Here is a 23,484-nt window from a genome sequence, read left to right as displayed (position 1 = left end):
TAGCCGGGGTCGACTTCTTAGTACAATCGCTTTATGAAGCTTCGAGTTTGATAGAGGAGAATTCATGTCGGATAACCCTGAAGGAAAAGTAATTCACGTGGCTTTTGGAGCGGCTCGAAACCCGGAGCCCGAGGTTCAAGAGCCCGTCTCTGAAGAGGCAAAGCACAAGCTCGAAGTCTTCTCAGAGTTGATCGAGAGCGGGATCGTGATGGTCACTTTGGATACTCGAGTGGAGGGCGTTCATGTGCCGCAACAATTTGCTGGCATGCCTCAGTTGCACCTCAACTTCTCTTACGACTACCAGATTCCTGATTTCGACTTCGATGGTGAGGGTGTGCGGGCGTCACTCTCGTTCTCCGGCGTGAACACATTTTGCGAGATTCCGTGGGATGCCGTCTACATGATGCGACCTGAGACCATCGAAGATAGCGTGGTCTTTCCAATGAGTTTCCCTCAGGAGATTCTGGACATGCTGCCACCTGAAATTCTTGAGGAACTTCAAGCCGCTCAAGCCGAGGAAGAGTAAGTCACTCTCTTGCTTCCATAGCTTCTAGAATCGATTCCAGCTCTTTTCGTTTCGACTCACGAAAATCCCGTGGTGCCATCGGTCCAGTTTGGGCCGGGTCCTGGCTGATATCGAAATGCCAAGTCCTTCCAGAAACACGGTCCCACATAAAGCGGGAGTCGCCTTCCACTAGCAGGGATTGCTGCCTAACTGGCGTGCCATCGACCTCCATGATCAGCTGTTGAGAGATCACCGGCCATCGCCGTTCTACCTTCTCAACAAGGTGCAAATCTTCGCCTTGAAACTCAGGCGGAGGTGTCAGGCCCGCGCTCGCGAGTGCCGTAAACGAAGCGTCAATGAGCGAAACCGGCGTCGTGTTTTGCCTCGGCATCTGGCGACTTGAAGGCGACTTTAGCAGCAGCGGAATGCGCACAAACTCTTCGTAGGAATCCAGTCCATGGTGGTAGAGCCTGTGTTCTCCAAGAGCTTCTCCGTGATCGGAAGTAATGATCATCGTGGAGTTATCCCAGCGTCCCGTAGCCATCAGCCTCGCAACAATGTCCCCGATATAGGAGTCGATGTCGGCGATTGCATCCTCGTAGCAACCGAGCCCCTTCGTGATCTCGAATCGTCTACACGGAGGCTTTGCGGCGTGTGGGTCATAGTAGTGAATCCAGATGAAAGCTCCTGTTTTGGCGCGGTCAACCACTTTAAGGGCCGCATCAGTGACCTCCCTCGAAGTCCACTTCTCAGGCCCGGGCCCATCAGGTTGATTCGGGTAGTAGACTGTCTGAAAGCCTTTTTCGAAGCCGAATCCTTTTCTGAAAATGCTCCCGATTCCATCGTCCAAAATGGCATAAGTCTCGCGCCCCGCGTCTTCAAACACCGAAGCGATCGTAGGGTGGGTGTCGGAGCGAGGAGACATGAAGACTCGGTTGTACCGATCGTTTGCTTTCAGCTCGTCCGGAAACACGTATCGCAAGTCCACCGTGCGATAGACGTGTTCAAAGTCCAATGACATCGGGATGCGGCCGCGCGTCACACTCGGGAGGGCAAGGGTAGTAATGCCGCCGGCAGAATAAGCGCGGTCAAATCTTACGAAGTCTGTGGCGAGCTTCTCGAGGTGCGGCGTAGTTTCCTGGGGATGTCCGTAGACGCTCATATAGTCTGGCCTGAGCATATCGATCGTGATGAGAATGGTCAGGTCCCCTTCGTCTTCTTGCAGCTGAGGCGCCTTCTCAGTGGGCGCTTCCAAATCCGAACCGGAGCAGTTTTCATCGATTCCGTTCCCTCTGAGCTCCTTCGCGAGTGGATGAATGCCTTGGTTTGAAGGTTCGCAATCAAATCCTCCAAGTCGGGTGGAAAGTGCATTGTCAGAGTCGTCAAGTACCCAGAGAAAGGGTTTGGAGAAGAAGTGTGCGGTGTAGTCGATATGTTGTGGGGCGAGTGAATGAGTAGGGCCTGCAAGCGCTCCGATTGGGATTAGACAAGCCAGGGCGACTGCCGCAACGTGTTTCTTGCCGGGTGTTGTGTCGTTGTCGGGAACGAGCCAGCTCAGGGCCCCTAGAACAATGAAGAACTCGAAGAAGGCGATCACCCCATGGACTTCGGGATAGAGTCTTGGAACCAAGTAGAGCCGATTCCAAACCGCCATCGCCACCCAGATGCCGACCAGCGCAAACCCCACCCCGACGGTCGCAAATCTAGGTAGAAGCCGGCCGGAGGCAAACCAGGGCGTCATAGATATGCTTGCCAGCAAGACGAGACCGCTCAACGCAAAGAAGAGCAGGGCATTCGGGTCGAGTATTCTGGGGGTTCGCGCCAGAAGAAGCTCGTAGGTCATGGCTACGTCTAGCGCCGGGACCGCCAAGAACATGCTGATTGGAAGAAGCCAGCCAAGTTTTGGATAGAGGGCCAAGCGTGGTCGAATGTAGCGATGGCAAATCCCAGTGGCAAAAAGACCCACAAGGCCCGCAGCGATCAGGAGTTCGTGCCCCGTGAGTCCGAGTAGAGTCCCAAATCCGTAGGCGATCACAGTGCTGTGCAATGCGATGGCCGCGCTGGTGATATAGACGGATTCAACCCATCCGCGAAGCTTTTCAAGACCTCGTGTGATGAGTATTACGGCCACGAGCAACGGAAGAATGTAGGTGACAGAGGCGATCGTTGGAAGGATTGCCTCCGTGGTGAGTCCTTCTCCGAATCTGTAGACAAAACTACCGAGGAGCGCCTGTAAAAGTACAGCGCTGAGGAGTCGTAAGATTTGACGACTTGAGATCAGAGCCAACAGATATTTCCAGCGTTTCCGTCTGGGTCAAAACAGGAGTATCCCGAGCGACACGTGAAATCGTCACATTGGTCAACGCAAATCGAAGTGTCGGTGTTCGCTTCCCAACAGGTAGCCCCACTTGGACAGGTTCCCTGGTCGAAACCGCAGGCAAGCGTGCAATAGCCTCCAGGAAAACCGTCGTCATCTGAAAGGCAACGGCCCCACTGTCCACCCGCGCAATCCCAATCTCCGTCACACGCCTGACCGATACCCGCGCTGCCAGTTGCTGACGCAAAACACTCAAGCACTCCGTCGCCATCAGCATCGAAGCGTTCGTAACCTGTTGCCCTATTACATGTATCTCTCAGGCAGAGACCGAAGTCGGAGCAATGGCTAGTAGAGTCGCAATCTGCGTCGGAGTTGCAATAGGTGGCGCAGTAGCCCTGATAGAAGCCTTGTGACTCGGACAAGCAGATCGCATCCTGGCCTCCAGCACAACTGGCTACGGTTTGGCACGCAGCACCTACGGATCCCGAACCTGAACCCACCTGCCAGCATTCGTTGGGCCCCGAGAGGTCTGCGTCAAAACACTCATACGATGAGCGTCCGCAATCGGAGTTGGTGCCACAACTCTTCAGACAGAGACCGTTTCCTTCGTCGTCATAGAAACCGCAGTGCGATCCTGAACCACAATCGGAATTTGAGACACAACCCTTCGTGCAATAACCGCCTACGACCCCGTCTGTCTGCGGGATACAGGCCAAACCAGCTCCACAGTTGGCGTTGGAAGTGCAAGCGTTGCCCACATTTGTGGGTGGCGGCGTATTCTGAACGCATTCGTTCTGCTCGCATGTTTCACCAACGCCGCATTGGCCGCAGCTGATGTTCTCACATCCATTGAAGATACTTCCGCACTCAGCTCCGAGCCCTTGACAGGTTGCGGTCGGGTTGCATGAACAGTCGTTGTCAGTCTGGGCTGTACATCCGGCCGGGCAGCAGCCGTCGTTGTTTTGGCATGAGGTGATCTGGGTAAAGCTGCATTCAGCCGTGCAGGTGGCTGCGCTCCCGTTCACCGTTCCAACCGAACATGAATCGGGCGATTCACATTCTGTCGGGCAGTCACCGTCACAAACCTCATTGCCTTCTACAATGTCATTGCCGCACGTGTTCGTGCACTCTGCGTCGTTGGACGAGTCGCACCCCAATGGGCAGCACCCATCACCATCTCCACAAGCCGCGGGGACGAATACACACGTGGCGTTGCAGAGGTCGGGGTTACCCACGAGTTCCACCGTGCCGCACTCATCTTGCGTGGCTTCGCACTCGAATGGGCAAGCGCCATCGCCTTCGACTAACGGGTCACACAACTCACCTGGGTCCAAAACCCCGTTACCACAATTTTCCAAGTCGATATTGTTGGTGCCTTGCGGGCTATTAGGGTCTGGATTGTTGGTGTTGTTGGGATCCGGGTTGTTTGTAGGTTGGTCAACCTTGGCGAACTTTTTGGTGTTTTCGCCACACCCGAGAGTCGAGAATAACAACGTTATGATTGCGATATACTTTAACATAATGATTGACCTGTTTTTTACATCCAGCAGAAGTCGATAGCTTCATTTGGGTCGTTGGCGCAATAGTATCCTTCACCCGTGCGGCACGTGCTATCCGAGGTGCAATCTTCTACGCAGATCGCGTTTTGCCAGCACGTTGTTCCCGCAGGGCAAGAGGTTCTATCGCAAGCGATTGTGCAATATCCATTTACTAGGTTTGCTTGCGTATCGGCGATACAAACACCGAATTCGCCGCCTGCGCACTGCCACACGGCGTCGCACGCGTCTCCAACTTGCCTGCTTCCAGTGCCTCCAGGCCAACACTCGGTGCGAGAATCCACGGAAGGGTTGGAGTTGAACACGAGGTAGTTCGTTCGAGAGCAAGTCTTCTTGACGCAGACTCCGCCAGGATCTGCGGCGTCACCTTTCCAGCAATGATAGAGGCTTGTGCTTCCGCAATCAGAGTCCACAGAGCAGTTTCTGGTACAATATCCCTGGTAGAAGTCCGGGTACGCTGCCTGTGAAAGGCAGTTACCTGTTTGACCTCCACTGCAATCACTGAGTCTCTGACATGGGTCGCCGATTTGCCCATTGCCATTGGCGACAGGGCCGCACTCAGTCCGGGAATCACCAGCGACATTGAAACACTCGTATCCGCTGCGCGTGCAATCGTTATTCCCGCCGCAGCTTTCCACACAGAAGCCGTTGTCGTTGACGACGCTGCAATGCGAGCCGCTTCCACAATCGTTATCGCTCACGCAAGACTTGGTGCAGTATCCACCTGTAAAGCCCGAGTCGGCGGCGGTTGCACATTCAAGTCCGGCGCCGCACTGTGAGTTCGAGGTACAGGCTTCTCCAACCCGATTCGTTTGGGTGGCCACGCACTCATTGTTTTGGCACGAGAATCCACCTGGGCATGTGCCACAGCTGATGTCTTGGCATCCGTTGTCGAGCGTCCCACAGGTAAATCCTTCGGCAGCGCACGTTGTTGTGGGCTGACATGAACAGTCGTTATCGTTTTGAGAAGTGCAGCCTGCAGGGCAGCATCCGTCGTTGTTCGTGCACGAGGTGCGCGGCGTGTTCACACACACCGTCGAGCATTCGCTCGCCGACCCATCGAAGGAATCTACGGTGCATGCCTCGCCATCGTCGCAAGATGTGGGGCAATTTCCGTCACACGTCTCATTCTCTTCGACGATGTCATTCCCACACACGTTTTCGCAATCGTTATCCGATGCGGAGTCACATCCGACGGAACAGCAACCGTCGTCATCGAAGCAGCCGACGGGCCGCACTTCACAACGCGCTGTACAATCGTCGGCGCTGCCGACGAGCGCAATCATGGAACACGCCGGTTCAGGAGGGCACTCCGTGGGACATCGATCCGAACCCGAGCCTTCGGGATCGCAAATCTCACCTGGGTCCAAGAGGCCATTTCCGCACAACTCCGGTGAGACCGTGACGTTATTGGTCGCGGTACCATTGTTTGTATTGTTCGTGTTGTTTGGATCAGAATTATTGGTTTCACTGTTGTTTGGCGGCGGATCAGGGTTTTTCTGAAATTTCTTCGTGTTGGAGTCTCCACAACCCACTCCAAGCAACATCCCCAACGCAACAATCCAACAAAATGTGTTCTTCATTTTCATCACTCAATTCTTTGATTGCGGGACCTATAGCCGAATCGATAACTTGGCTCAAATCATATCCTCATTTCCGGCGCACCCTAGCGGATGGGGCAAATCTTTCAATGAAACTCACTCAACATTCAGCTATTTTCAGGATAGGCGGCCAGAGCCCGCTTGTACACGTAGTGAGGTTACGATGCTGAGGATGCTATTCGACGGTGATTGCGGGATTTGCACGGCGAGTGCCGAGTGGGTGGACGCGAGAGACAAGGGAGCCACAATTTTGGTGCGCCCGTATCAAAGCTACTCAGACGCAGAACTCGCTCAGTGGGGACTCACTCCGGAGATGTGTTCTCAGCTTCTTCAGGTTGTGGATGGGGCAGGGCGAGTACACTCAGGGGCAAACGCCATCAATATGATTGGGCTTTCGCTTGAGGGACTCTCGCCACTTGCGACGATACCGCTTTTCTTCCCACCAATTCTATGGGCCGAGCATGTGGTCTATGGAATCGTGGCAGCGAACCGCACAAAGGTCTCCACGATGTTGAAGATGAAGGCCTGCGGCACTGGCTTTAAGCCCGCCAAGGGTGGCGTCCCGACCAAAATTACCCTTTCAAACCTAAATCAATAGGCGTCAAGCCACGTGATCGCCTGAGCGATATCGTCGATTTGAGGAAGAATACGGTCTTCGAGGTCAGGGTGGTAGCCGCAGAAGCTGTCGAGTGCAGCCACACGTTTGACCGGCCCGTCGAGGTACTCAAAGAGCTCATCGGCGATACGAGTCGCAATCTCGGTACCATAACCCCAAGACATATTGTCTTCGTACGCGATCACAACCTTATTGGTCTTCTTGACGGACTCGCTGATCGCGTCCCAATCGTAAGGGGAGAGTGTCCGCAAGTCTAAGACTTCGGCGTCGATCCCGGTCTGTTTGACCGCACGCAGCGTTCTCTCCACCAATGCACCGTAAGTAACGACCGTCAACGCGTTTCCTTCGCGCACTTTGGCGGCTTTACCGAACGGAATCATGTAGTCATCGCCCGGGTTGAACGACTTGTTGTAGGTCTGCCGATAGAGGTGCTTGTGCTCCAAGAACATCACTGGGTCGTCGCACCTAATCGCTGTGCGAAGAAGACCGTTTGCATCTGCGGCGTTCGACGGCATCACGACTCGAAGGCCAGGGATATGAGTGAAGAGCGTTGCACCCGACTGGCTGTGATACGGGGCCCCACCTTTGAGGTAGCCACCGATCGGAACTCGAACCACCACAGGTGATTTGAAGTTGTTGTTTGAGCGCCAACGCATGTTCGAGAGCTCGTTTTTGAGCTGCATGTATGCGGGCCAGATGTAGTCGAAGAACTGGATCTCAACCACCGGCTTGAGACCGCGCGTGGCCATACCTATGGCGCGTCCAATGATGTTGGCTTCAGCCAACGGACTGTTGAAGACGCGGTCGCTGCCGAACTCGAGTTGAAGTCCGTGGGTCACTTTGAAGACGCCGCCTTTGCCTTTCACTTTGCCGAGGTACTCTTCCTTGGTGACATCAGCCACATCTTCACCGAAGACCACGATTCGCGGGTCGCGGCGCATCTCAGTACGCATCGCAGCGTTGATGAGGTCCACCATGGTCTTTTCGCCACCTTCTTCGTCCCATTCGGGGTTGGTCGCAAAAACGCTCGACGTTGGGTCCACATCATGACTGTAGATATAGTCGAGAGCCGTATCCGGGTGTGGAGTGGGCAGGGCGAGCGCATCGTCCACAGCTTGGCGGACCTCGGCATCAACGTCCTTCTTAAGAGCGTCGACTTCGTCCTGGTCTAGAATGCCTTCGGATACGAGGAAGGACGCAAAAGTGGTAATCGGGTCGCGCTTTGCGTCGTCCTCGCGCTCGCTCTCGGGGCGATACATCGACTCATCGTCACTCATCGAGTGCGAGTAAGGACGAACCACGTGAGCGTGCGTCAGAGCGGGGCCGTTTCCGGCACGGATATACTCCACGGCTTCGGTGATTTTCGCGTAGCTCTCAATCGGATCGCATCCGTCGAACTCTGTGATGAAGAGGTTTTCGAATCCGCTTGTGGCCTTTGAGATCGAGCCTCCGGCAGTCTGAACCGAAACAGGCACGCTGATCGCGTATCCGTTGTCCTCAACCATGAAAAGCACGGGCAACTTCATGTTCGCCGCCGTGTTCACAGCTTCCCAAAACTCGCCTTCGCTCGTCGCGCCATCGCCGATGGATACGTAGATGACCTCATCACCAAACGTCTGGATATCATCGCGGCCTTTGAGTCCTTCAACAGCTTCTACGATACGCGCGACCTGGGCGGCGCCCGTGGCCTGAAGGTGCTGTGTGCCCGTACACGATGATTGTGACACGATATTGAGGTCTTTATGCCCCCAGTGACACGGCATTTGACGGCCACCGGAGTTCGGATCTTCGGACGATCCAACGGCCTCAGCCAAAATCTCAACTGGCGTCATGCCGAGCGCAAGCACGAGCGCGCGGTCACGATAGTAGGGGTAAAACCAATCGTAAGAAGGTTTGAGGACATTCGCTGCGGCAACCAATACAGCTTCGTGACCCGCGCCCGAAATCTGGAAGTAAATCTTCTGCTGACGCTTGAGATTGATCTCAGCATCGTCGAGCTTCCGAGACATGTACATCTGGCGATACATCTCTACCAGCTTTTCCTCGGTCAGGCCGTGATACCTGGAGTTCGCTAGAGTGAGGGAATCAGACGTGCTTTCTAGATTTGTTGCCATAATGTCCTCTTTGTCTGAAGGGGTCAGGTCCCATCGAAGGCATGACTAGCACAACGACTTTGAGAGGGTAAAGCATCTGAATATCAAAATTCTTCCGAAAGATTTTGGAACTCCCGTTAACGCGACGCGTCAATAATAGTGCGGCAATCGAAGACTTGCCCTATGGCGCTTGGGTTCGCGAACACAAGTAGGTAGAATGATACGTGGCACATGACTAAGGCCCAGGAGGTTCCAATGTGTCTGATATGTGTAGACTTTCAACGTGATAAACTAACAGCCTTTGAAGCCAAACGCGCCCTTGGTGAGATGCGCGAAAAGATTGGCGATGAGCACGCTCGAGAAGTCGAAGAGATGATCGAAGCGGCGGAGGAGGACGAAAAAGAATAGGGGTTGACGCTGCCAAAGCGAGCGTGATAGCCCCCGCTCCAAGTTAAACGTGTTGCGACAGGAAGTTTGGTGAAAAACCAACGCTGCCCCCGCAACTGTAAGCGGTGACGAATTCGGCTTAAACCACTGGGAAACTGGGAAGGTGCCGAAAGAGGATGACCCGCAAGCCAGGATATTGGCGCAACACGTCAGATACACCCCGCTTCGGGTCGGAAGCGAGAGGGAATGGTTCCCCCTGCTTTCGCTCGGCCAAAATTGGAGAACGTCATGTTCCAACACCGAGCTTTTTTCGTTTCTTGTGCACTCTCTCTCTCCCTTGTCGCATGCGGCGAGGACGACAAACCCGCTGAGGATTGCGGCACGATGTGTGCCGAAGATTCCCTAGAAGTTGTCGGAGAATGGGACACGAATTTCGGAACCTCCGAAACCATCACCGAAACCACCTGGGGAGACTTCCAGAACGTCGTGTTCTTCGACAATGACGCCAACGTGGCCGTCACCCAAAACGCCGAAGATGCCGACTTCGACCCGGGGTTGTTCAACCGGATCGAGTGGACCGAAATCGAAGCAGACGTCTTCTACTACTGCACTGTGACATTTGGAGAGGAGTCCGAACAAGCCGCTCTCGAGGCATCGGCCACGGCCGACTCGAGTGACTTGGAAGGCGCCGGTTGCGGTGGCTTCTCTTGGACGATGATGACACGCAAGTGAGAGCGGTCGTATTTTCATTGATAGCTGCATGCCTGGGGGGATGTGGCGAAGATATCGAACCGGCAAAGGATTTCGGTCCGTTTGCCCGTGAGGTCGTCTCGTTTGAACCGGGCGAGTTTGCAGGTTACGGCGACCATGAGTTTCCAGACATCGTCCTTGGTCCCCCTGAGGGTGGTGGGATTTCGCGAGGCGGCATGCGAGTTCTAAGCCTTGGTGTCGGCGGAGAGATCGTTATGGACCTCGGCGAATTTGCCAATGGTCCTGGTGCGGATTTCATCGTTTTCGAAAACCCGTTTTTTGCGGGAGGTGACCCCACTGAACCTTTCGAGGAGTTCGGCAGAGTCAGCGTGTCACAGGACCTCGAGGAGTGGCACACGTGGGACTGTGTGCCTGCTGAATCCAAGGAGGGATGTGCAGGTTGGAACCCCGTATTGGAGTTCGAGTATGTCCCAGGAGAGCCTTTGGATCCCACGGTCACCGGTGGTGATGCGTTCGACTTGGGCGAGTTGAACCTTGGCTGGGCCCGATATGTGAAAATTGAGGATTTGAAGACTCTACCCGGTGAGGGCAACACCGCCGGCTTCGACCTCGACGCATTGGGCTGGATACACTCTCGCGAAGGCACGGTTCGTTAGAGCATCTATCCATTCAAGAAATCGAGCCCAGCCTTTCGACTGCCATTCTCGCTATCGAGGTCTGCCAGGAGTGCCGCCGCCAAGAGGCCCCACATCACGTCGGGAGATACATCTTCTTGAACGTCGATATGGAAGAGATTACCTCCGGTTAAAAACCCGATGCCGGACCAACCCCTCGACATCGTTCCGATCGGTTCTTCAAACGGGTCGAGTATCTCAAATGTGAACGGCCGGAGCAGTAGTCGCCGGACGTAATAAGAAACTCCTTCTCGAACCGCTCTTACCTCGTACTTGCGTCGCAAGAAGCTCAGAGTCCAACTGGTGTCCGCGATCATGCGTTTGTTGGGGTTCATCACGGCGATAGAGTTGTCGCCGATAGATGCGGAACGGCTCATTTCGAACCGTTCGTCAGCGACTTCATCGTCGATCAAAAAGGTAACGTTCTGATGACGAAAGAGACTGAGATTGGTCATGTCCTGAAGCATCTCGTTTTGTTTTTGATGAATCCGCCCGACCTCTTGGCCGTCCCGACGCCGAATCGAATACTCACGTCGAAACATGCCTCCAAAGACCTGTTTGATTCCGCCGGTTTGCTCAAGAACTAGCTCTCGACAATCAGCCAGAGTGCCGTGCTCCGATACCCTCACGCGTTGTGGTGTTTGTGAATGTCGACGTCGAGCTATCTCACGCTCAAAAATCTCGTCGGCCTGACTGGCGTCCGAACGACGCGGATCAAACGCGAGCTCCAGATTGGAGAAATCTCGCGCCTGAATCTCAGTCTCATTTGCTTCCTCTTCGAGAACTTTCTCGGCGAGCTGTCTCTCGAAGTCCTCTCGCTCCAGGCGTCGAATGACGAGTTTTCTAACCTCCTCCCATTCGGCTCCGTCAATTACGCCATTTCCATCCTTGTCGAACTGAGCCAAGACCTCAGGGTCACTCGCGATGAGCTCTTTCATTCTGGTCAATTCGTGTCGAAGCCGGTCTGGGTCAATCATCATAGTCTCGGAGCTAAATAGGGAGGATTCACCTTGAGTTGTTTTACATTCCCGCTATCCTAGCCGCAACCGGTACGAAAGTGAGATTTGGATGAGTGAGAAAAAGTGGCTCTTGGGCAATTACGACTACGCAACACACGCACGAATCATGGAGATCGTGGCGATCTTCGCCTATCTCGTGACCACTGTTTATATCGCCTATCAATTGGCGCTTCAGTTCAACAGCCCGATGGTAGAGCTCTTCTGGATCGTGCCCTCCGCGCTTTTTGTCGGCCTCGTTTTGGCAGACTTCAGCTCCGGGATGGTGCACTGGTTAGCCGACACGTTTGGGTCCACGGATACTCCAATCCTGGGTCCTAATTTTATTCGGCCATTTCGAGAGCACCACACCGACCCAGAAGGGATCACGCGCCATGATTTTGTAGAGGTCAATGGCAACAACTGTGTGGTCATCATGCTCTTTGGAATGCCACTATTCTTGTTGATACCGAATACCTCTGACACCTGGGCAATTTGGCTCGAACTCGCACTCCTTTCACAATTCGCTGGTGTGTTCGCAACCAATCAGATCCACAAATGGTCGCACCAAGAGGACCCGCCTGCGTTTGCTCGATTGCTGATGAAGATGGGCGTGATCATGTCTGTGGATCATCATAATGTTCACCACACAGCGCCATTTGATACCTACTACTGTATCACCACGGGCTGGTTGAATCCGGTTTTCGAAAAGCTTGGCATCTTCCCAAAGCTCGAGAAATTCGTCCGCGCTAACTCTCCGTGGGCCGATCCTATGACATCTACCGAGCGCAACGCCCGTACGATTCCCGCCCAAGAGAACTCCTGAAAATCAGACCTCTCCTGCAATATCTTCCACAAGATACTGACGCCGGAGGTCTTGCGAGTCGAAGTTCGCAAGCGCGTGCATCATCTTGGTCAGCGCGGCTTCGAGACGCATGTTCCCGCCCGGAATTGCGCCCGCGTCGATGAGATCTAGCGAGTTCTTATAAAGTCCAAAATCGACCTTCCCGGTTGACGTCGTTATCACCAAGACATCTGTTCCTGAATTGATTAGGGCCTTAATCTCCGGCGCGAGTGGGTTCACTGAGGTGGGAAGAGTCCCCGTCCCAAATGCCGCAAGCACCACGGCTTTGACGCCTTCAACGCTCGCCGCGCGCCGGAACACCTCTGGGTTGAGGCCAGGTTGGGCGTGCAAAAAGAGGACGGCGGGGTCGAACGCGTCTTTCGGACTGAATTCAAGCGTCTCCCGTCGGATATGCCCACCCAGTTGGATATCTACACCAAGACGCGCGAGTGGCGCGCAATCTGCGCTCATAAACCCGCGGTAATCGTGGGCCGAAGCCTTTGTTGTCCGGCATCCACGCAGGAGCAGGCCGTCAAAACAGATTCCAACCTCTGGGATGTCCTTGGTGGCGAGTTCTACCGCATCGGCAAGGTTGCGTCGGGCGTCGGTTCGAAGCGCAGCCAGCGGGCGCTGCGCCCCGGTGAGCACGACTGGCTTACCAAGCCCGCGCAAGGAGAAGCTGAGCGCCGACGCGGTATAGGCCATGGTGTCGGTGCCATGAACAATCACAAAGCCGTCGAAGTCTTCGCGGTGTGTGGCGATTCGCCTCGTGATCTCACCCCAAATCGCCGGTCCGACGTCACTGGAGTCGAGGTTGGCCACGATTTGACTTTCGATCTCAGCGATTTTCGAGAGTTCAGGCACCGCACTCAAGAGCGTGGCGGCATATCCCGAGGGCTCCAGAGGAGTCCCCTTCATGCCCAGTGTTCCACCGGTATGAAGTAAGAGAACTCGAGGTTTCATCGGGTGATCGGCTTGTACTTGATGCGCTTTGGTCGGTCAGCATCTTCGCCAAGTCTGGCTTTGCGGTCGCGCTCATACTCTTCGTAGTTTCCGGTAAACCACGTGACCTGCGAATTGCCCTCAAATGCAAGCATATGCGTGGCGAGTCGGTCGAGGAACCAGCGATCGTGGCTGATGATAACAGCACATCCGGCAAAGTCCTCGAGCGCGTCCTCGAGCTCCCTCAAGGTCTCTACGTCCAAGTCGTTCGTAGGTTCGTCGAGAAGAAGCAGGTTGCCTTCCATGAGAAGGGTTCGGGCGAGGTGCACGCGGTTTCTTTCACCACCGGAGAGCGTTCCAACTTTTTGCTGTTGTGCACGGCCTTTAAAACCGAAAGCTCCACAGTATGCGCGAGAATTCAGGTCACGTTTGCCAACGCTGATAACCTCGGCGCCACCCGAGATGATTTCCCAGACCGTTTTTTCTTCGCCGATATCGTCGCGAGTCTGCGTCACGTTGGAAATCTTGACGGTTTCACCGACGACCAGTTGGCCCTCATCAGGTGTCTCTTCGCCAGTAATCATGCGGAAGAGAGTGGTTTTGCCGGCACCGTTTGGCCCGATAACACCCACGATTCCGTTTTTCGGGAGATTGAAGTTTAAGTCTTCGATCAAGAGGCGGTCGCCATAGCCTTTCCGCAGGTTCTTGGCTTCAACCACGACATCACCGAGGCGTGGCCCCGGAGGAATGATAATGTCGCGGCGTCGGTCTTGCTCGCGATTTTCTTCGAAATCACGTCGCATCTCGTCATAGCGCTTCAAGCGGGCTTCGCTCTTTGCCTGGCGAGCCTTCTGGCCCATGCGGACCCATTCCAGCTCGCGCGCGAGCATCTTGGCTTTGGCCGAGTTTGCCTTCTCTTTCTGCTCGAGGTGCTTGCGCTTTTGGTCGAGCCAGGACGAGTAGTTGCCTTCGAACGGAATACCTTTTCCGCTCTCAAGCTCAAGGATCCACTGCGTGACATTGTCGAGGAAGTATCGGTCGTGTGTGACGATGATCACGGTGCCGTGATACTCGCGGAGCGCACGCTCAAGCCACGCCACGGTTTCAGCGTCGAGGTGGTTTGTAGGCTCATCGAGAAGGAGCAAATCAGGTTTGGACAACAAGAGTCGGCAAAGAGCCACGCGACGGCGCTCACCACCCGAAAGGGTGCTGACATCCGCGTCTCCGGCGGGAACGCGTAATGCGTCCATCGCGATATCCACGGTGCGGTCCAAATCCCAGGCGTTAACCGCATCGATCTGGTCTTGGAGTTTGCCTTGCTCTTCGATCAGCTTATTCATCTGGTCGTCGGTCATTTCTTCACCAAACTTCATCGAGATTTCTTCGAATCGAGTAAGGAGGTCGCGGATCTCTTTGACGCCGAGCTCGATATTGCCGCGAACATCGAGGCTTGGGTCGAGCTGAGGTTCCTGCGCCAGAAATCCGACCTTAGCGGATGGGTCAACCCAGGTTTCACCGACAATTTCCTTGTCGATTCCCGCCATGATCTTGAGGAGAGTGGACTTACCGGCACCGTTTGGACCAACGATACCGATCTTGGCTCCAGGGAAAAATGAGAGCCAAATTCCGTCGAGGATCTGCTTTCCGTCGGGCGTGTATTTCTTAAGCCCCTGCATCTGATAGATGAATTCGCGTGCCATTTCTGCCACTCCTAAAGATAAGAGATATGGGTAGAGTCAAACCTGTGGTGGGTGTAACGCTTGGGGCGAGGTTTGGCAATCGGAACCGTTACCCTATGTGAGCCCTCAACGCCTCCAGAGCCTTGTCCAAGCTATTGACGTGCCCCTTGGCGCTCAACGCCTGAGAAACGGCCAAGACCGAGGTCTCAAGCCAGTCATTTCTCAGGGTGGTGTAGCCCATATGTCCCACGCGAAAGTACTCCGTCTTGCACTCAGGATGCAGACCGGGCGCAACAATAACGCTGCTCTTCGCGATTTCAGAAACTAACGTAGCGTCTAGTCCCGCAGGGTATCGAATAGCGCTCAAAGTATTGGCCACAAGATGTGGGTCCGTCAGAGTCTCAAGCCCCATGGAGTGCCACGCGGCGCGCATGCCGTCAGCCACCGATTGATGCCTCTCGAAAACGTTGGCCATCCCTTGCTCTAGGATCTCCTTGAGCCCCACTTGGAGCGCCATGATCAAGGTGGTTGCAGGTGTCGCGAAATAGGATGGACGGCGCTCCTCATACGCTTTCATGATCGGTAGCCATTGGTGGAAATCCATGCTCATTGGAGGCGGGGTCTTGAGTTCTTCTCGGCGCATCATCGCGCGTTCAGAAGCCATGAGTAAGGCTAGACCCGCCGGAAGACCAATGGCCTTCTGAGACGCGGTCAGATAGATGTCGGCGCCCCATTCATCCATCAGAAATTCTTCGCCCGCGGTCGCACAAACTCCGTCAAAAATGCTCAGAATCCCAAGGTCTTTTCCGAGGTCTGCAATGGCTGCAGCGTCAATCTTCACGCCGGTGCTCGTGTCCACATGCGTCGTAAAAACAGCGATTGGCCGCACCCTGCGCAAAACCTCACCCACTTCAGCCACCGTTGGGGCCGCTCCCGGGCTTGGGGCTCGAACCTCTTCTATCGTGGCGCCACGTCGTCTGAGCATCTCCGCCATGCGGTCTGAGAAGTAGCCCGTATTGACTACTACGACTGAGTCTCCAGGCTCGATGAGGTTGACGACGGCCATCTCCATAGCGAGCGTTCCCGAGCCAGCCACTACGAAGGGCTGCGAGCTCGGGCTTGCGCAGAAGACCTCGCGCATCATTTCTAAACTTTCCCCAAAAGCTTCGATGACCTGCGCGGAGACGTGACTCGGCGGTGGCCCGCTTGCAGCCGCAACTACAGCGGGTGAGACTTCGATAGGGCCGGGTATCATGAGTAATGGTCGCATATAGACTCCTAACTTTGCAGAACCTTAGCATTGAGAAGCGGCATCTTCACTTGGAGTTTTTGAAGCGGTAGAGTCGTCAAAAGAGAGGACGCGATGAGCGATAAAAAAGACTGGAAAGAGATTGGTGAAGAGGAGTGGCGAGAACGCCTAACCCCGATTCAGTTTGAAGTTGCCCGAAAGGCAGCCACGGAGCGGCCGTTCACCGGGGTCTATTGGGACCATACGGAGAAGGGCCGATACGTTTGCGTCTGTTGTGGAAAGTACTTGTTCACGTCCAAAGCAAAATTCGATGCCGGATGCGGTTGGCCGAGCTTCTTTGAGGAAGTGGACGGGGCCGAGATCCGAAAAATCCGCGATACCACGCACGGCATGATACGTACCGAGATCGTATGCTCGGAGTGTGACGCGCACCTCGGCCATGTGTTCAACGATGGTCCCCCACCGACAGGTCTGAGGTATTGTGTGAATTCGGCTTCGATTCGATTCGAGCCAGAAGCCTAACTCAAGGCGTGAGCCGAAGGATCAATTCGCGCACAACTTTGGCGGCTAGGACCGACGAAACGCCCGTAGGATCGAGTGCGGGAGAGAGCTCCACCGCATCTGCGGCCACGATATCGAACCCTTCGAAGGCCTTGAGCAGCCCGGCAAATGTCTGCCAGTTGATCCCGCCTGGCTCTGGCGTTCCGGTGCCCGGGAAATATCCGGGATCAAAGACGTCGAGATCGATGGTGAGATAGATAGGGCGCCCCCGGAATGCTTCGAGCCGGTTAGCAAAAACTTCAGGCTTTGGCTCGACGTAGCGGTTCGTCTTGCGCATCTCGTCCCACTCAAGTTTGGTTCCCGAACGAATGCCCACCTGGAGCACAGCGTCAGCCGCCATGAAATCGAGACAGCGCCGAATTGCGCACGCGTGTGAGTTCGGCTCACCCATATAATCTGTGCGCAGGTCAGCATGAGCGTCGATTTGCACCAGCACCAAATCGGGGTGCTTTTCCCAAACGGCCTTGACGGCGGGAGGGGTGATCGAGTGTTCTCCACCGAGCATAAGCGGGACGCCTCCGCCTTGGAGGATTTCCTGAGTGCCTGCGTAGATCTGCTCAAGCACGGGTCCGGGACTGCCCAGTGGAAACGAAAGGTTTCCGATATCACAATAATCGATATCTCCGAGGTCCAAGTCCTGCTCTGGCGAGTAGTCTTCTAGGCCATCCGAGACCATGCGAAGGGCATCGGGGCCGTTTCGGGTACCTGGTCGGAAAGACGTGGTGCTGTCATAGGGCACGCCAAAGAGGCAAACCGCAGACTCGATGATCTCGCGCGCTGCGCCAATGAATGAAGGTGCGTTTGGGGAATCAAAAGCGCTCATAGTTTGAGTCTCCGGCGGACATAGTTGGGAATGGCGAAGATGCCGTGATGAATGTCACGGTTATAGATCTCGGCGATGTCTTCAATCATCGACATCCGTGAATCGACGATATTCTCTGGGCGAATCTTCTTTGAGGCGTAGGTCCAGCTCCACGGTCCAGCGGAATACAAGAAGACGCCGCGGTAGTATGGGAATGCATGTCCGAAGACCTCTTTGATGAGGTTGACCATCTCCACATGGGTATCCAGAAAGAGAATCGCGGATTCCGACTGGGTCACAAAAACGCCGTCATCGGTGAGCCGGTCAAAGCATGCCTGGTAGAAAGACTTGTTAAAGAGTCCTTCGGCCGGTCCCACGGGGTCAGAGCCGTCCACGATGATCACATCGTAGGGTTCGAGATCCGTTCGGTTGACCCACTCAATACCGTCCCCAATGGTCAGATGAAAACGCGGATCCGTCCACGCCGAGCCACCGATAGAGGGGAGGAACTCTTTACTAGCATCCACTACCATGCCGTCGATCTCGACCATATCCAGATGTTTGACCTCCGAGTATCTCAAAACTTCACGCGCCGTTCCGCCGTCTCCACCACCGATGATCAGCACGCGCTCGATTTTCGGCGCAGTGACCATGGCGGGGTGGGTAATCATTTCATGATACCCCTTTTCATCAACCTCACTGGTCATCCAGAGGTCGTCGATGAGAAGGGCGCGGCCCATCGCCTCGGTTTCGACCACACTGACGGTCTGATATTGGTTTTCGCCCATAAAGAGCGTTCGCTTTAGTTTGAGTCCAAATCGGACTTGGTCGTTGATGACTTCGTCGTACCAAAGGGCCATGATGCTTACTCCTTAGTTTCTAAGCCACGGGTCTTTTGACACCCAAGGTGCCAAAGATCAAGTGAATCACTGCACGAAAAAAGGCGCTCAATTTGAGCGCCTTTGAAGCAGATGAATGGTCTACAGCCGGAGCTGCTTACACATTCGAACATGGTCGAATCGCCTTATTACGAGGCGTTCTCAACAAGTCGAGGTCGAAATCGTGTGGGGCTGACGGCATGGTTTCTGACTTGCATCGACTTGTCTTGACCTTCAAGACCTCTTTCGACGTACATCAGTTCATAATGAGACCCGTCAAGGCCCTCTAGCAAGATGTCCAACCCACGATGCGGGTCACAATCTCCGCATGTGTAGAAGTCGACGGCGGCAAAGCCTTCTTCTGGCCACGTATGAATGGAGATATGGCTCTCCGACAATACGATGACTCCACTGGCTCCGACCGGATTGAATTTGTGAAATACACAACCAACTTCCGTGGCGCCCGAAGCTTTGACGGCTTTACGCATGACATCCTCGATACTTTGAATATCGTTGAGGATCGTTTCTGAGCAGCCGAAGAATTCTACCAACAAGTGACGTCCGAATGTGTTCAATTCATGTTCCTCCTGAGAAATTTTCGCAAACCTTCTCACGCCCGCGTAGAGTGCCCTTCGAGCGTGTCCCTATCCCCATGATAGGGACGCGAGAACCTAGGGACTTCGCCCCCTCTCGTCAAGTGATTATTGATTTTCTTGGGCCCACTCATCACAGAAGTCCGTCCTTGGGTATTCTTCGGGGGGCTCGCACGTTCCCGTGACCACGCCACATAGGTCTTCGCAGATCACTGGGTGGCCGGCAGGAGCGAGTTCCGGTGGCACATAATCAGCCGTCACGGCTGTCGCATCGCCATCGTATTCCGTTGAGGCGCCTGAGCTCGTGTTGGTCAGCACGACTTTGGTGAACGAAAGTGTACCCTCAATACGATCGAATCCCTCAGGGCCCTCAACGATCTCACCAAAGAGTCGAACGTCTTCGAGTGTAACGACCAGGGGGCCAAGAGGAATCTCCACGTTAACAGGTTGTGTCTCAAGCAGTCGTTTTCCTTCACGAAGCTGGATGAATCCCGTGACATAGGCCGTAAAGCCCGTATCTTCCTCGTCCACCAAGAGTTCTTCTGGGTTTCGAGTATTGTTAGGGAAGTCGCTTGAGATCGGGTCGCCTTCGGCACCCGCGAGGTAGAACTCACCGGTCTCCAACACTTTGACGTCTGAAATCAGGGTCAGAACTGCAGGGAGCGGCTGAGTCACAGAGCCCACGAGGATGTAGACGCCGTCGTCGAACTCCACGGGATCTTCGTTGACGAACATATTGGAGCGGAACTGGTAATCGAAGTAGAGATCCTGCCCGGTGGCATTCCCCGCTTCGTCTTCAAGCCCCGGCAAGACGTGCAGTACGTAGGGAGGGCCTGATTTACCAAGACCTTCCTCGTCGAGCAGAAGCGTAGCGCTCTCACCGTCTGAAGAAACCTCCAGGGTAAGGTCGCCGCAGGGACTTGTGTCTACGGTACACGTAGTGACCACGGGCTCCGCGGAGGAGAGAAACGCGCCTTCGATATCTCTTTGATCGGGCCAGATCTGCACTCTGAGGGTGTCGGGCCTCACGGCCTCAGAAAACGCGAGCACGAGTGGATTTCCCGGCAGGAATGCACCGCCTTCAGGCAGTGTGAGTCGAGCCTCGGGTGCAGGGTCGAACTCCTCGCAACTCAAGGCCCCGAGGGCTGCGATCAACAAACAAGTCTTAAAAACGTACTTCAAAACGATTCTCCAAGAGATAGCTTCGAACTGCTACGCCGTTTTCGTTGTGTAACGCCGCGCCAGGGAAGAGCACGGCACCTTCCACCGTCCAAAAGAAAGTATCTTTGTAGGTAAATCCGAGTTGTAGATCCAACTCGGCCCCGTAGTAGCGCGCCGGGCGGCCTCCGTTGAAGTTCACGGCATCATCCGCGATCTCCACACCATCGTAAGAAAGCGACGTAATGATCGGGTCTACGAGTCCACCTTCGGATTGCGTCCACGCAAAAAGGCCGCCCACTCGAGTGTGCAAGAGGGCGGTTGGTGTCTTGTAAACTTCGACGTAGGCTTGCGGGAAAATAGCGATAGCATTGGTGAAGCGGCCTTCGGTTTGAACTTCCGTAAGCGGGAAAGAACGCGAGTCCAAACCCGAGAGGTTTTCCACGCCCACGGCCGCCGAACGCGCGGTTTCAAAGGCGAGGATATGCTCAAACATCAGGAGGCCAACATTCATGTCTCGAGCGTAGTTAAAGCTCGTCAAAGGAGTGGTTGTCCGTGGGTCATCATCTCCGCTGGCCATGTTGAACTCCATGGTCCAAGTGACGGGCCCGGTCTTGTAGTCCACCACGGTTTGAACCCCGTAGGACTGAACCTTTTGGTCGGTGACGTCTGTTCCGCTTAGTGTGGCAAAGCCCTCTGAGATTTCACGGGTTTCACCCACGATGAACATGGTTTGAACGGCTAGTTTTAGATCGCCGACTTCGCCTCCAATGCTCCCGGGAAATCCCCAGATCGAGGTCTCGAACTCGTCGTTCGCAAGGTGCACTGCGGCCTGCGTGATGTAGAGGTCTTTCCACTTCCAACCACCCCAATCAGCCTCGCGCTTCCTCAACTCCAGTGCGCCTCCGAGCTGCCTTAGATTGTCTTCGGAGACGGCTATCTCATCTTGCACCTGCCAGTCGTAGAAGAGCGCAAAGATGACGCCGTTGTCCGAGCCCGGATCTGGAACGTGTTTCGAGCCGTCGCGAATCACGTAGAACGCTTGATCGAGCTTGGTGCCAAAAAGGAGTCGGTCCGCGGCATCAGAATGGTTTGAAACTCCCCAACGGTTGTAGTTTCCACCGTCGTGTGAGGGAATTCCGGCGCCGTATTTCTTCGGTTGCCTACCGAATCTCAAGAGTCCAACGGGCAAGTTTACGTCAGCGTAGAGATAGTTGATCTCAAAGGTATCAGCGTCTGCAAGGACGGGACGATACGCGCGCCTATCCAGAGGATCGCCTCCAGGAGGAAGTCCGATGGTCCACCGTTTCATATTGGGACGGTTGGACGTCAAGCTCACGCCAGACGTGGTCTCGGGGAAATCCCCGTTATCCCCGAATAGGACCCCATCAAGGGCGTCTAGTTGCAGGTGTATTGCACCTGCGCCGGGCTTCGAGACCGTTGTGTCCAAACGATAACGTTGTTCAACCCATTGCATCTCGGTGACTTCGTCTCCGTTGAGCTCAAGTGGATCAATCCGAACCAACCTCATTCGGTACTCAGAATCCGCTCGCCACTCCACATCGTCGACGATACTGGACTCAGGAGCAGGACCTGGGTCCTCGAATTGGGGCAATGGAAGAGGGGACTCAACAACGGTAGGCTCAGCTTCCTGAGCCCAGAGAGACGGTATAAAAAGAAGGGTAGCGCAAAAGCCGGTGCACTTCGATAACGTACGGATGGCGAACTCCTTTGCTTTTGAAGTGCGCCGATGATAGCCACACTCGGTCTAGAACGCCAAGGTATTTGACGATGCTCGCACGGATTGCCTGCCTTTTTGTCTTCTTTTTTCTTTGTGCCACTGCTTCGGCCTCGGCAGGGGAATTGCCTCCTGAATTAGAGGCTGGGCCTCGGATTCTCCTTGTAACACCGGGAGATATTGCGATTGAGCGGGCTGAGATTGAAAAGGCGCTCAAAGAAAACGGCGCAACGGTGGTCATGGGGGCAGAAGCGCTGGGTGATATGAGTGGCAAGGCCGATAAGGAATATCTTAGGTTTGCAGATGATCTCCCTGTCGACTCAGTCCTTGTGATTCGGCGCCTTGATGACCAACAAGTTCTTGTGACCAAGAGACATTCAGAAGCGGAAAGCGTCGCCATCGCGATTCTCCCGAGACTTGTTGAGGAACCCATTGAAGAGCCCGTGGTTGAAGTCGCGGAAGTTGAAGAGCCCGTGGTTGAAGAGCCCAAGGTTGAAGAGCCCAAGGTTGAAGAGCCCGAGGTTGAAGCGGAAAAACCTGTGGAGCCTGTGAAAGTTCACGCCCCGGCCCATCCCGGCCTAGTGCTCGGAGTACTTTCGGGCGTTGGGCTTGCGGCGGGTGTTGGACTCGGGTTTGTCGGGTTGATGAGTGGCGCCCTCGAAGGCCGAAACGAAGCAGTAGGTATGGCCATAGCTGGAGGTGTGCTGGTCGCGGCAGGTACCACCGGATTGATTTGGGCCATAAACATGGACCCTGCTCCAGCAGAAGCTACGGTCTTGGGCCCAATTCATGAAAGTGTTAAAGGGTTTGGCTTAACGCTCAGCGTCGAATTCTGAGCTTAGATACCAAAGAAGAGGCGTTTTGCGAAATCGCTCGAAAGGTCTGATTCAAAGATTTTTCGTGCGGCTTCACGGATATCGTACTCGACGCGATGGTACTCAAACGACTTCTCTTCCGTGTCGTAAACACCAAAACATGCGCGATTGTCGTTGTCACGGGGTTGTCCAACACTTCCGACGGTGACGATATATTTCTTTCCTTCCTTGAAGGTCAGCTTAGGCGGAAATACCTCTTCAACGCCCTCATCGCGGTCGAGTTCGAAGGATTTTGTAAGGTGTGAGTGCCCGATGAACGTCACGTGCTGCAATTCATCCCAAGAATTGATGAGCTGTGTGGCCTGATGCACGTTGAAGACGTATTCGAAGTCTTTCATGTTGATGGGTGAGCCGTGGCAGAAGCAAACGTCTTCCCAATCTTCTTTGTAGGGGAGCGTTTTGAGCCACTCATGGTGCTCGGGCCGCAGCTGCTTTGCGTGCCAGTCCAATGCATTTCGAGCCGCATCGTAATAGAACGCGTAATTCATTCTGCCGCAAACGGCAGCATCATGGTTGCCAAGAATGGTGTACTTCGCGACTTCGCGAACGCGATCGCAGCAGGCGTTGGGCTCGGCCCCGTATCCAACAACATCTCCGAGGCAGACGTACATATCGATGTCATAAGGCAGATTTTCATATGCCTCCAAGACCTTTTCGAGGGCCTCGATATTGCTGTGTACGTCACTGAAAATACCGATCTTCATTCCGTG

22 protein-coding genes and 1 riboswitch are annotated in these 23,484 nt (G+C 54.7%); of the genes, 8 read left to right on the top strand and 14 right to left on the bottom strand.

Features of this window, described 5'->3' with window-relative positions:
• Nucleotides 1-64 precede the first annotated feature (64 nt).
• On the top strand, nucleotides 65-526 hold the full coding sequence (locus tag FRD01_RS06390; protein ID WP_146958560.1) for a ClpXP protease specificity-enhancing factor SspB: 462 nt from the start codon (nucleotides 65-67) through the stop codon (nucleotides 524-526).
• Nucleotide 527: 1 nt separating this feature from the next.
• On the opposite strand, the gene FRD01_RS06385 is transcribed toward FRD01_RS06390, so the two are convergent.
• From FRD01_RS06385 to FRD01_RS06375, 3 genes are read right to left on the bottom strand one after another with little or no spacing between them, the layout of a single operon-like run.
• The gene (locus FRD01_RS06385; RefSeq protein WP_146958559.1) at nucleotides 528-2,792 is read right to left on the bottom strand and encodes a sulfatase; all 2,265 of its coding nucleotides are present in this window, start codon (nucleotides 2,790-2,792) and stop codon (nucleotides 528-530) included.
• Nucleotides 2,783-4,342 carry a hypothetical protein gene (locus FRD01_RS06380; RefSeq protein ID WP_146958558.1) on the bottom strand — a complete coding sequence of 520 codons (1,560 nt, stop codon included), beginning with the start codon at nucleotides 4,340-4,342 and terminating at the stop codon, nucleotides 2,783-2,785. The genes FRD01_RS06385 and FRD01_RS06380 overlap by 10 nt, the downstream gene beginning before the upstream one ends.
• 17 nt (nucleotides 4,343-4,359) lie before the next feature.
• Complete coding sequence (locus FRD01_RS06375; protein WP_146958557.1) at nucleotides 4,360-5,961, bottom strand: hypothetical protein; 1,602 nt, start codon at nucleotides 5,959-5,961, stop codon at nucleotides 4,360-4,362.
• 181 nt (nucleotides 5,962-6,142) lie between these two features.
• Between FRD01_RS06375 and FRD01_RS06370 the strand changes: the two genes are divergently transcribed.
• Nucleotides 6,143-6,577 (top strand): thiol-disulfide oxidoreductase DCC family protein, encoded by a 435-nt coding sequence (locus FRD01_RS06370; protein WP_146958556.1) that lies wholly within the window; start codon nucleotides 6,143-6,145, stop codon nucleotides 6,575-6,577.
• On the opposite strand, the gene FRD01_RS06365 is transcribed toward FRD01_RS06370, so the two are convergent.
• Nucleotides 6,571-8,709, bottom strand: a complete 2,139-nt coding sequence (locus FRD01_RS06365) for an alpha-ketoacid dehydrogenase subunit alpha/beta (protein WP_146958555.1) — start codon at nucleotides 8,707-8,709, stop codon at nucleotides 6,571-6,573. The two genes, FRD01_RS06370 and FRD01_RS06365, sit on opposite strands and share 7 nt — an antisense overlap.
• A 234-nt stretch (nucleotides 8,710-8,943) precedes the next feature.
• Between FRD01_RS06365 and FRD01_RS24230 the strand changes: the two genes are divergently transcribed.
• From FRD01_RS24230 to FRD01_RS06355, 3 genes are all read left to right on the top strand, one after another.
• Nucleotides 8,944-9,096 carry a hypothetical protein gene (locus FRD01_RS24230; protein ID WP_249756060.1) on the top strand — a complete coding sequence of 51 codons (153 nt, stop codon included), beginning with the start codon at nucleotides 8,944-8,946 and terminating at the stop codon, nucleotides 9,094-9,096.
• Nucleotides 9,097-9,133: 37 nt separating this feature from the next.
• Nucleotides 9,134-9,294, top strand: a riboswitch (cobalamin riboswitch).
• Between the two features lie 69 nt (nucleotides 9,295-9,363).
• The gene (locus tag FRD01_RS06360) at nucleotides 9,364-9,807 is read left to right on the top strand and encodes a hypothetical protein (RefSeq protein WP_146958554.1); all 444 of its coding nucleotides are present in this window, start codon (nucleotides 9,364-9,366) and stop codon (nucleotides 9,805-9,807) included.
• Nucleotides 9,804-10,442 carry a cell surface protein gene (locus FRD01_RS06355; protein WP_146958553.1) on the top strand — a complete coding sequence of 213 codons (639 nt, stop codon included), beginning with the start codon at nucleotides 9,804-9,806 and terminating at the stop codon, nucleotides 10,440-10,442. The genes FRD01_RS06360 and FRD01_RS06355 overlap by 4 nt, the downstream gene beginning before the upstream one ends.
• A 5-nt stretch (nucleotides 10,443-10,447) precedes the next feature.
• On the opposite strand, the gene FRD01_RS06350 is transcribed toward FRD01_RS06355, so the two are convergent.
• Nucleotides 10,448-11,440, bottom strand: a complete 993-nt coding sequence (locus FRD01_RS06350; RefSeq protein ID WP_249756059.1) for a hypothetical protein — start codon at nucleotides 11,438-11,440, stop codon at nucleotides 10,448-10,450.
• A gap of 88 nt (nucleotides 11,441-11,528) precedes the next feature.
• Here FRD01_RS06350 and FRD01_RS06345 point away from each other — a divergent pair, with 88 nt between their 5' ends.
• Nucleotides 11,529-12,281 carry a fatty acid desaturase family protein gene (locus tag FRD01_RS06345; protein ID WP_146958551.1) on the top strand — a complete coding sequence of 251 codons (753 nt, stop codon included), beginning with the start codon at nucleotides 11,529-11,531 and terminating at the stop codon, nucleotides 12,279-12,281.
• A 3-nt stretch (nucleotides 12,282-12,284) separates the two neighbouring features.
• On the opposite strand, the gene FRD01_RS06340 is transcribed toward FRD01_RS06345, so the two are convergent.
• The 3 genes from FRD01_RS06340 to FRD01_RS06330 all read right to left on the bottom strand — a co-directional run bounded on the left by FRD01_RS06340 (nucleotide 12,285) and on the right by FRD01_RS06330 (nucleotide 16,190).
• Nucleotides 12,285-13,262, bottom strand: coding sequence for an asparaginase (locus tag FRD01_RS06340; protein WP_146958550.1), 978 nt, complete (start codon nucleotides 13,260-13,262; stop codon nucleotides 12,285-12,287).
• The gene (gene ettA / locus FRD01_RS06335) at nucleotides 13,259-14,941 is read right to left on the bottom strand and encodes an energy-dependent translational throttle protein EttA (protein ID WP_146958549.1); all 1,683 of its coding nucleotides are present in this window, start codon (nucleotides 14,939-14,941) and stop codon (nucleotides 13,259-13,261) included. Before ettA ends, FRD01_RS06340 begins: the two co-directional genes overlap by 4 nt.
• 88 nt (nucleotides 14,942-15,029) lie before the next feature.
• Nucleotides 15,030-16,190 (bottom strand): pyridoxal-phosphate-dependent aminotransferase family protein, encoded by a 1,161-nt coding sequence (locus tag FRD01_RS06330; protein WP_146958548.1) that lies wholly within the window; start codon nucleotides 16,188-16,190, stop codon nucleotides 15,030-15,032.
• Nucleotides 16,191-16,283: 93 nt separating this feature from the next.
• Here FRD01_RS06330 and msrB point away from each other — a divergent pair, with 93 nt between their 5' ends.
• Nucleotides 16,284-16,691, top strand: a complete 408-nt coding sequence (gene msrB, locus FRD01_RS06325; protein ID WP_146958547.1) for a peptide-methionine (R)-S-oxide reductase MsrB — start codon at nucleotides 16,284-16,286, stop codon at nucleotides 16,689-16,691.
• A 1-nt stretch (nucleotide 16,692) separates the two neighbouring features.
• Here msrB and speB read toward each other — a convergent pair whose 3' ends face one another.
• The 5 genes from speB to FRD01_RS06300 form a co-directional block, all read right to left on the bottom strand.
• Entirely contained in the window at nucleotides 16,693-17,553 is an 861-nt protein-coding gene (speB, locus tag FRD01_RS06320; protein ID WP_146958546.1) for an agmatinase, read from the bottom strand.
• The gene (gene speE / locus FRD01_RS06315) at nucleotides 17,550-18,392 is read right to left on the bottom strand and encodes a polyamine aminopropyltransferase (protein WP_146958545.1); all 843 of its coding nucleotides are present in this window, start codon (nucleotides 18,390-18,392) and stop codon (nucleotides 17,550-17,552) included. Before speE ends, speB begins: the two co-directional genes overlap by 4 nt.
• 167 nt (nucleotides 18,393-18,559) lie before the next feature.
• Complete coding sequence (gene speD, locus FRD01_RS06310) at nucleotides 18,560-18,985, bottom strand: adenosylmethionine decarboxylase (protein WP_249756058.1); 426 nt, start codon at nucleotides 18,983-18,985, stop codon at nucleotides 18,560-18,562.
• 126 nt (nucleotides 18,986-19,111) lie between these two features.
• Nucleotides 19,112-20,185 carry a hypothetical protein gene (locus tag FRD01_RS06305; RefSeq protein ID WP_146958543.1) on the bottom strand — a complete coding sequence of 358 codons (1,074 nt, stop codon included), beginning with the start codon at nucleotides 20,183-20,185 and terminating at the stop codon, nucleotides 19,112-19,114.
• Nucleotides 20,169-21,776, bottom strand: a complete 1,608-nt coding sequence (locus FRD01_RS06300) for a hypothetical protein (protein ID WP_146958542.1) — start codon at nucleotides 21,774-21,776, stop codon at nucleotides 20,169-20,171. The genes FRD01_RS06305 and FRD01_RS06300 overlap by 17 nt, the downstream gene beginning before the upstream one ends.
• Before the next feature lie 248 nt (nucleotides 21,777-22,024).
• On the opposite strand from FRD01_RS06300, the gene FRD01_RS24225 reads away from it, so the two are divergent.
• Nucleotides 22,025-22,735 carry a hypothetical protein gene (locus tag FRD01_RS24225; protein WP_249756057.1) on the top strand — a complete coding sequence of 237 codons (711 nt, stop codon included), beginning with the start codon at nucleotides 22,025-22,027 and terminating at the stop codon, nucleotides 22,733-22,735.
• A 2-nt stretch (nucleotides 22,736-22,737) separates the two neighbouring features.
• Here FRD01_RS24225 and FRD01_RS06285 read toward each other — a convergent pair whose 3' ends face one another.
• Nucleotides 22,738-23,478 (bottom strand): metallophosphoesterase family protein, encoded by a 741-nt coding sequence (locus tag FRD01_RS06285; RefSeq protein ID WP_146958539.1) that lies wholly within the window; start codon nucleotides 23,476-23,478, stop codon nucleotides 22,738-22,740.
• Nucleotides 23,479-23,484: the final 6 nt, after the last annotated feature.

Source organism: Microvenator marinus (genome assembly GCF_007993755.1).
GTDB classification, from domain to species: Bacteria; Myxococcota_A; Bradymonadia; order Bradymonadales; family Bradymonadaceae; genus Allomicrovenator; species Allomicrovenator marinus.
The sequence above is the reverse complement of the archived record's forward strand: the minus strand, read 5'-3'. Positions and strand labels throughout refer to the sequence as shown.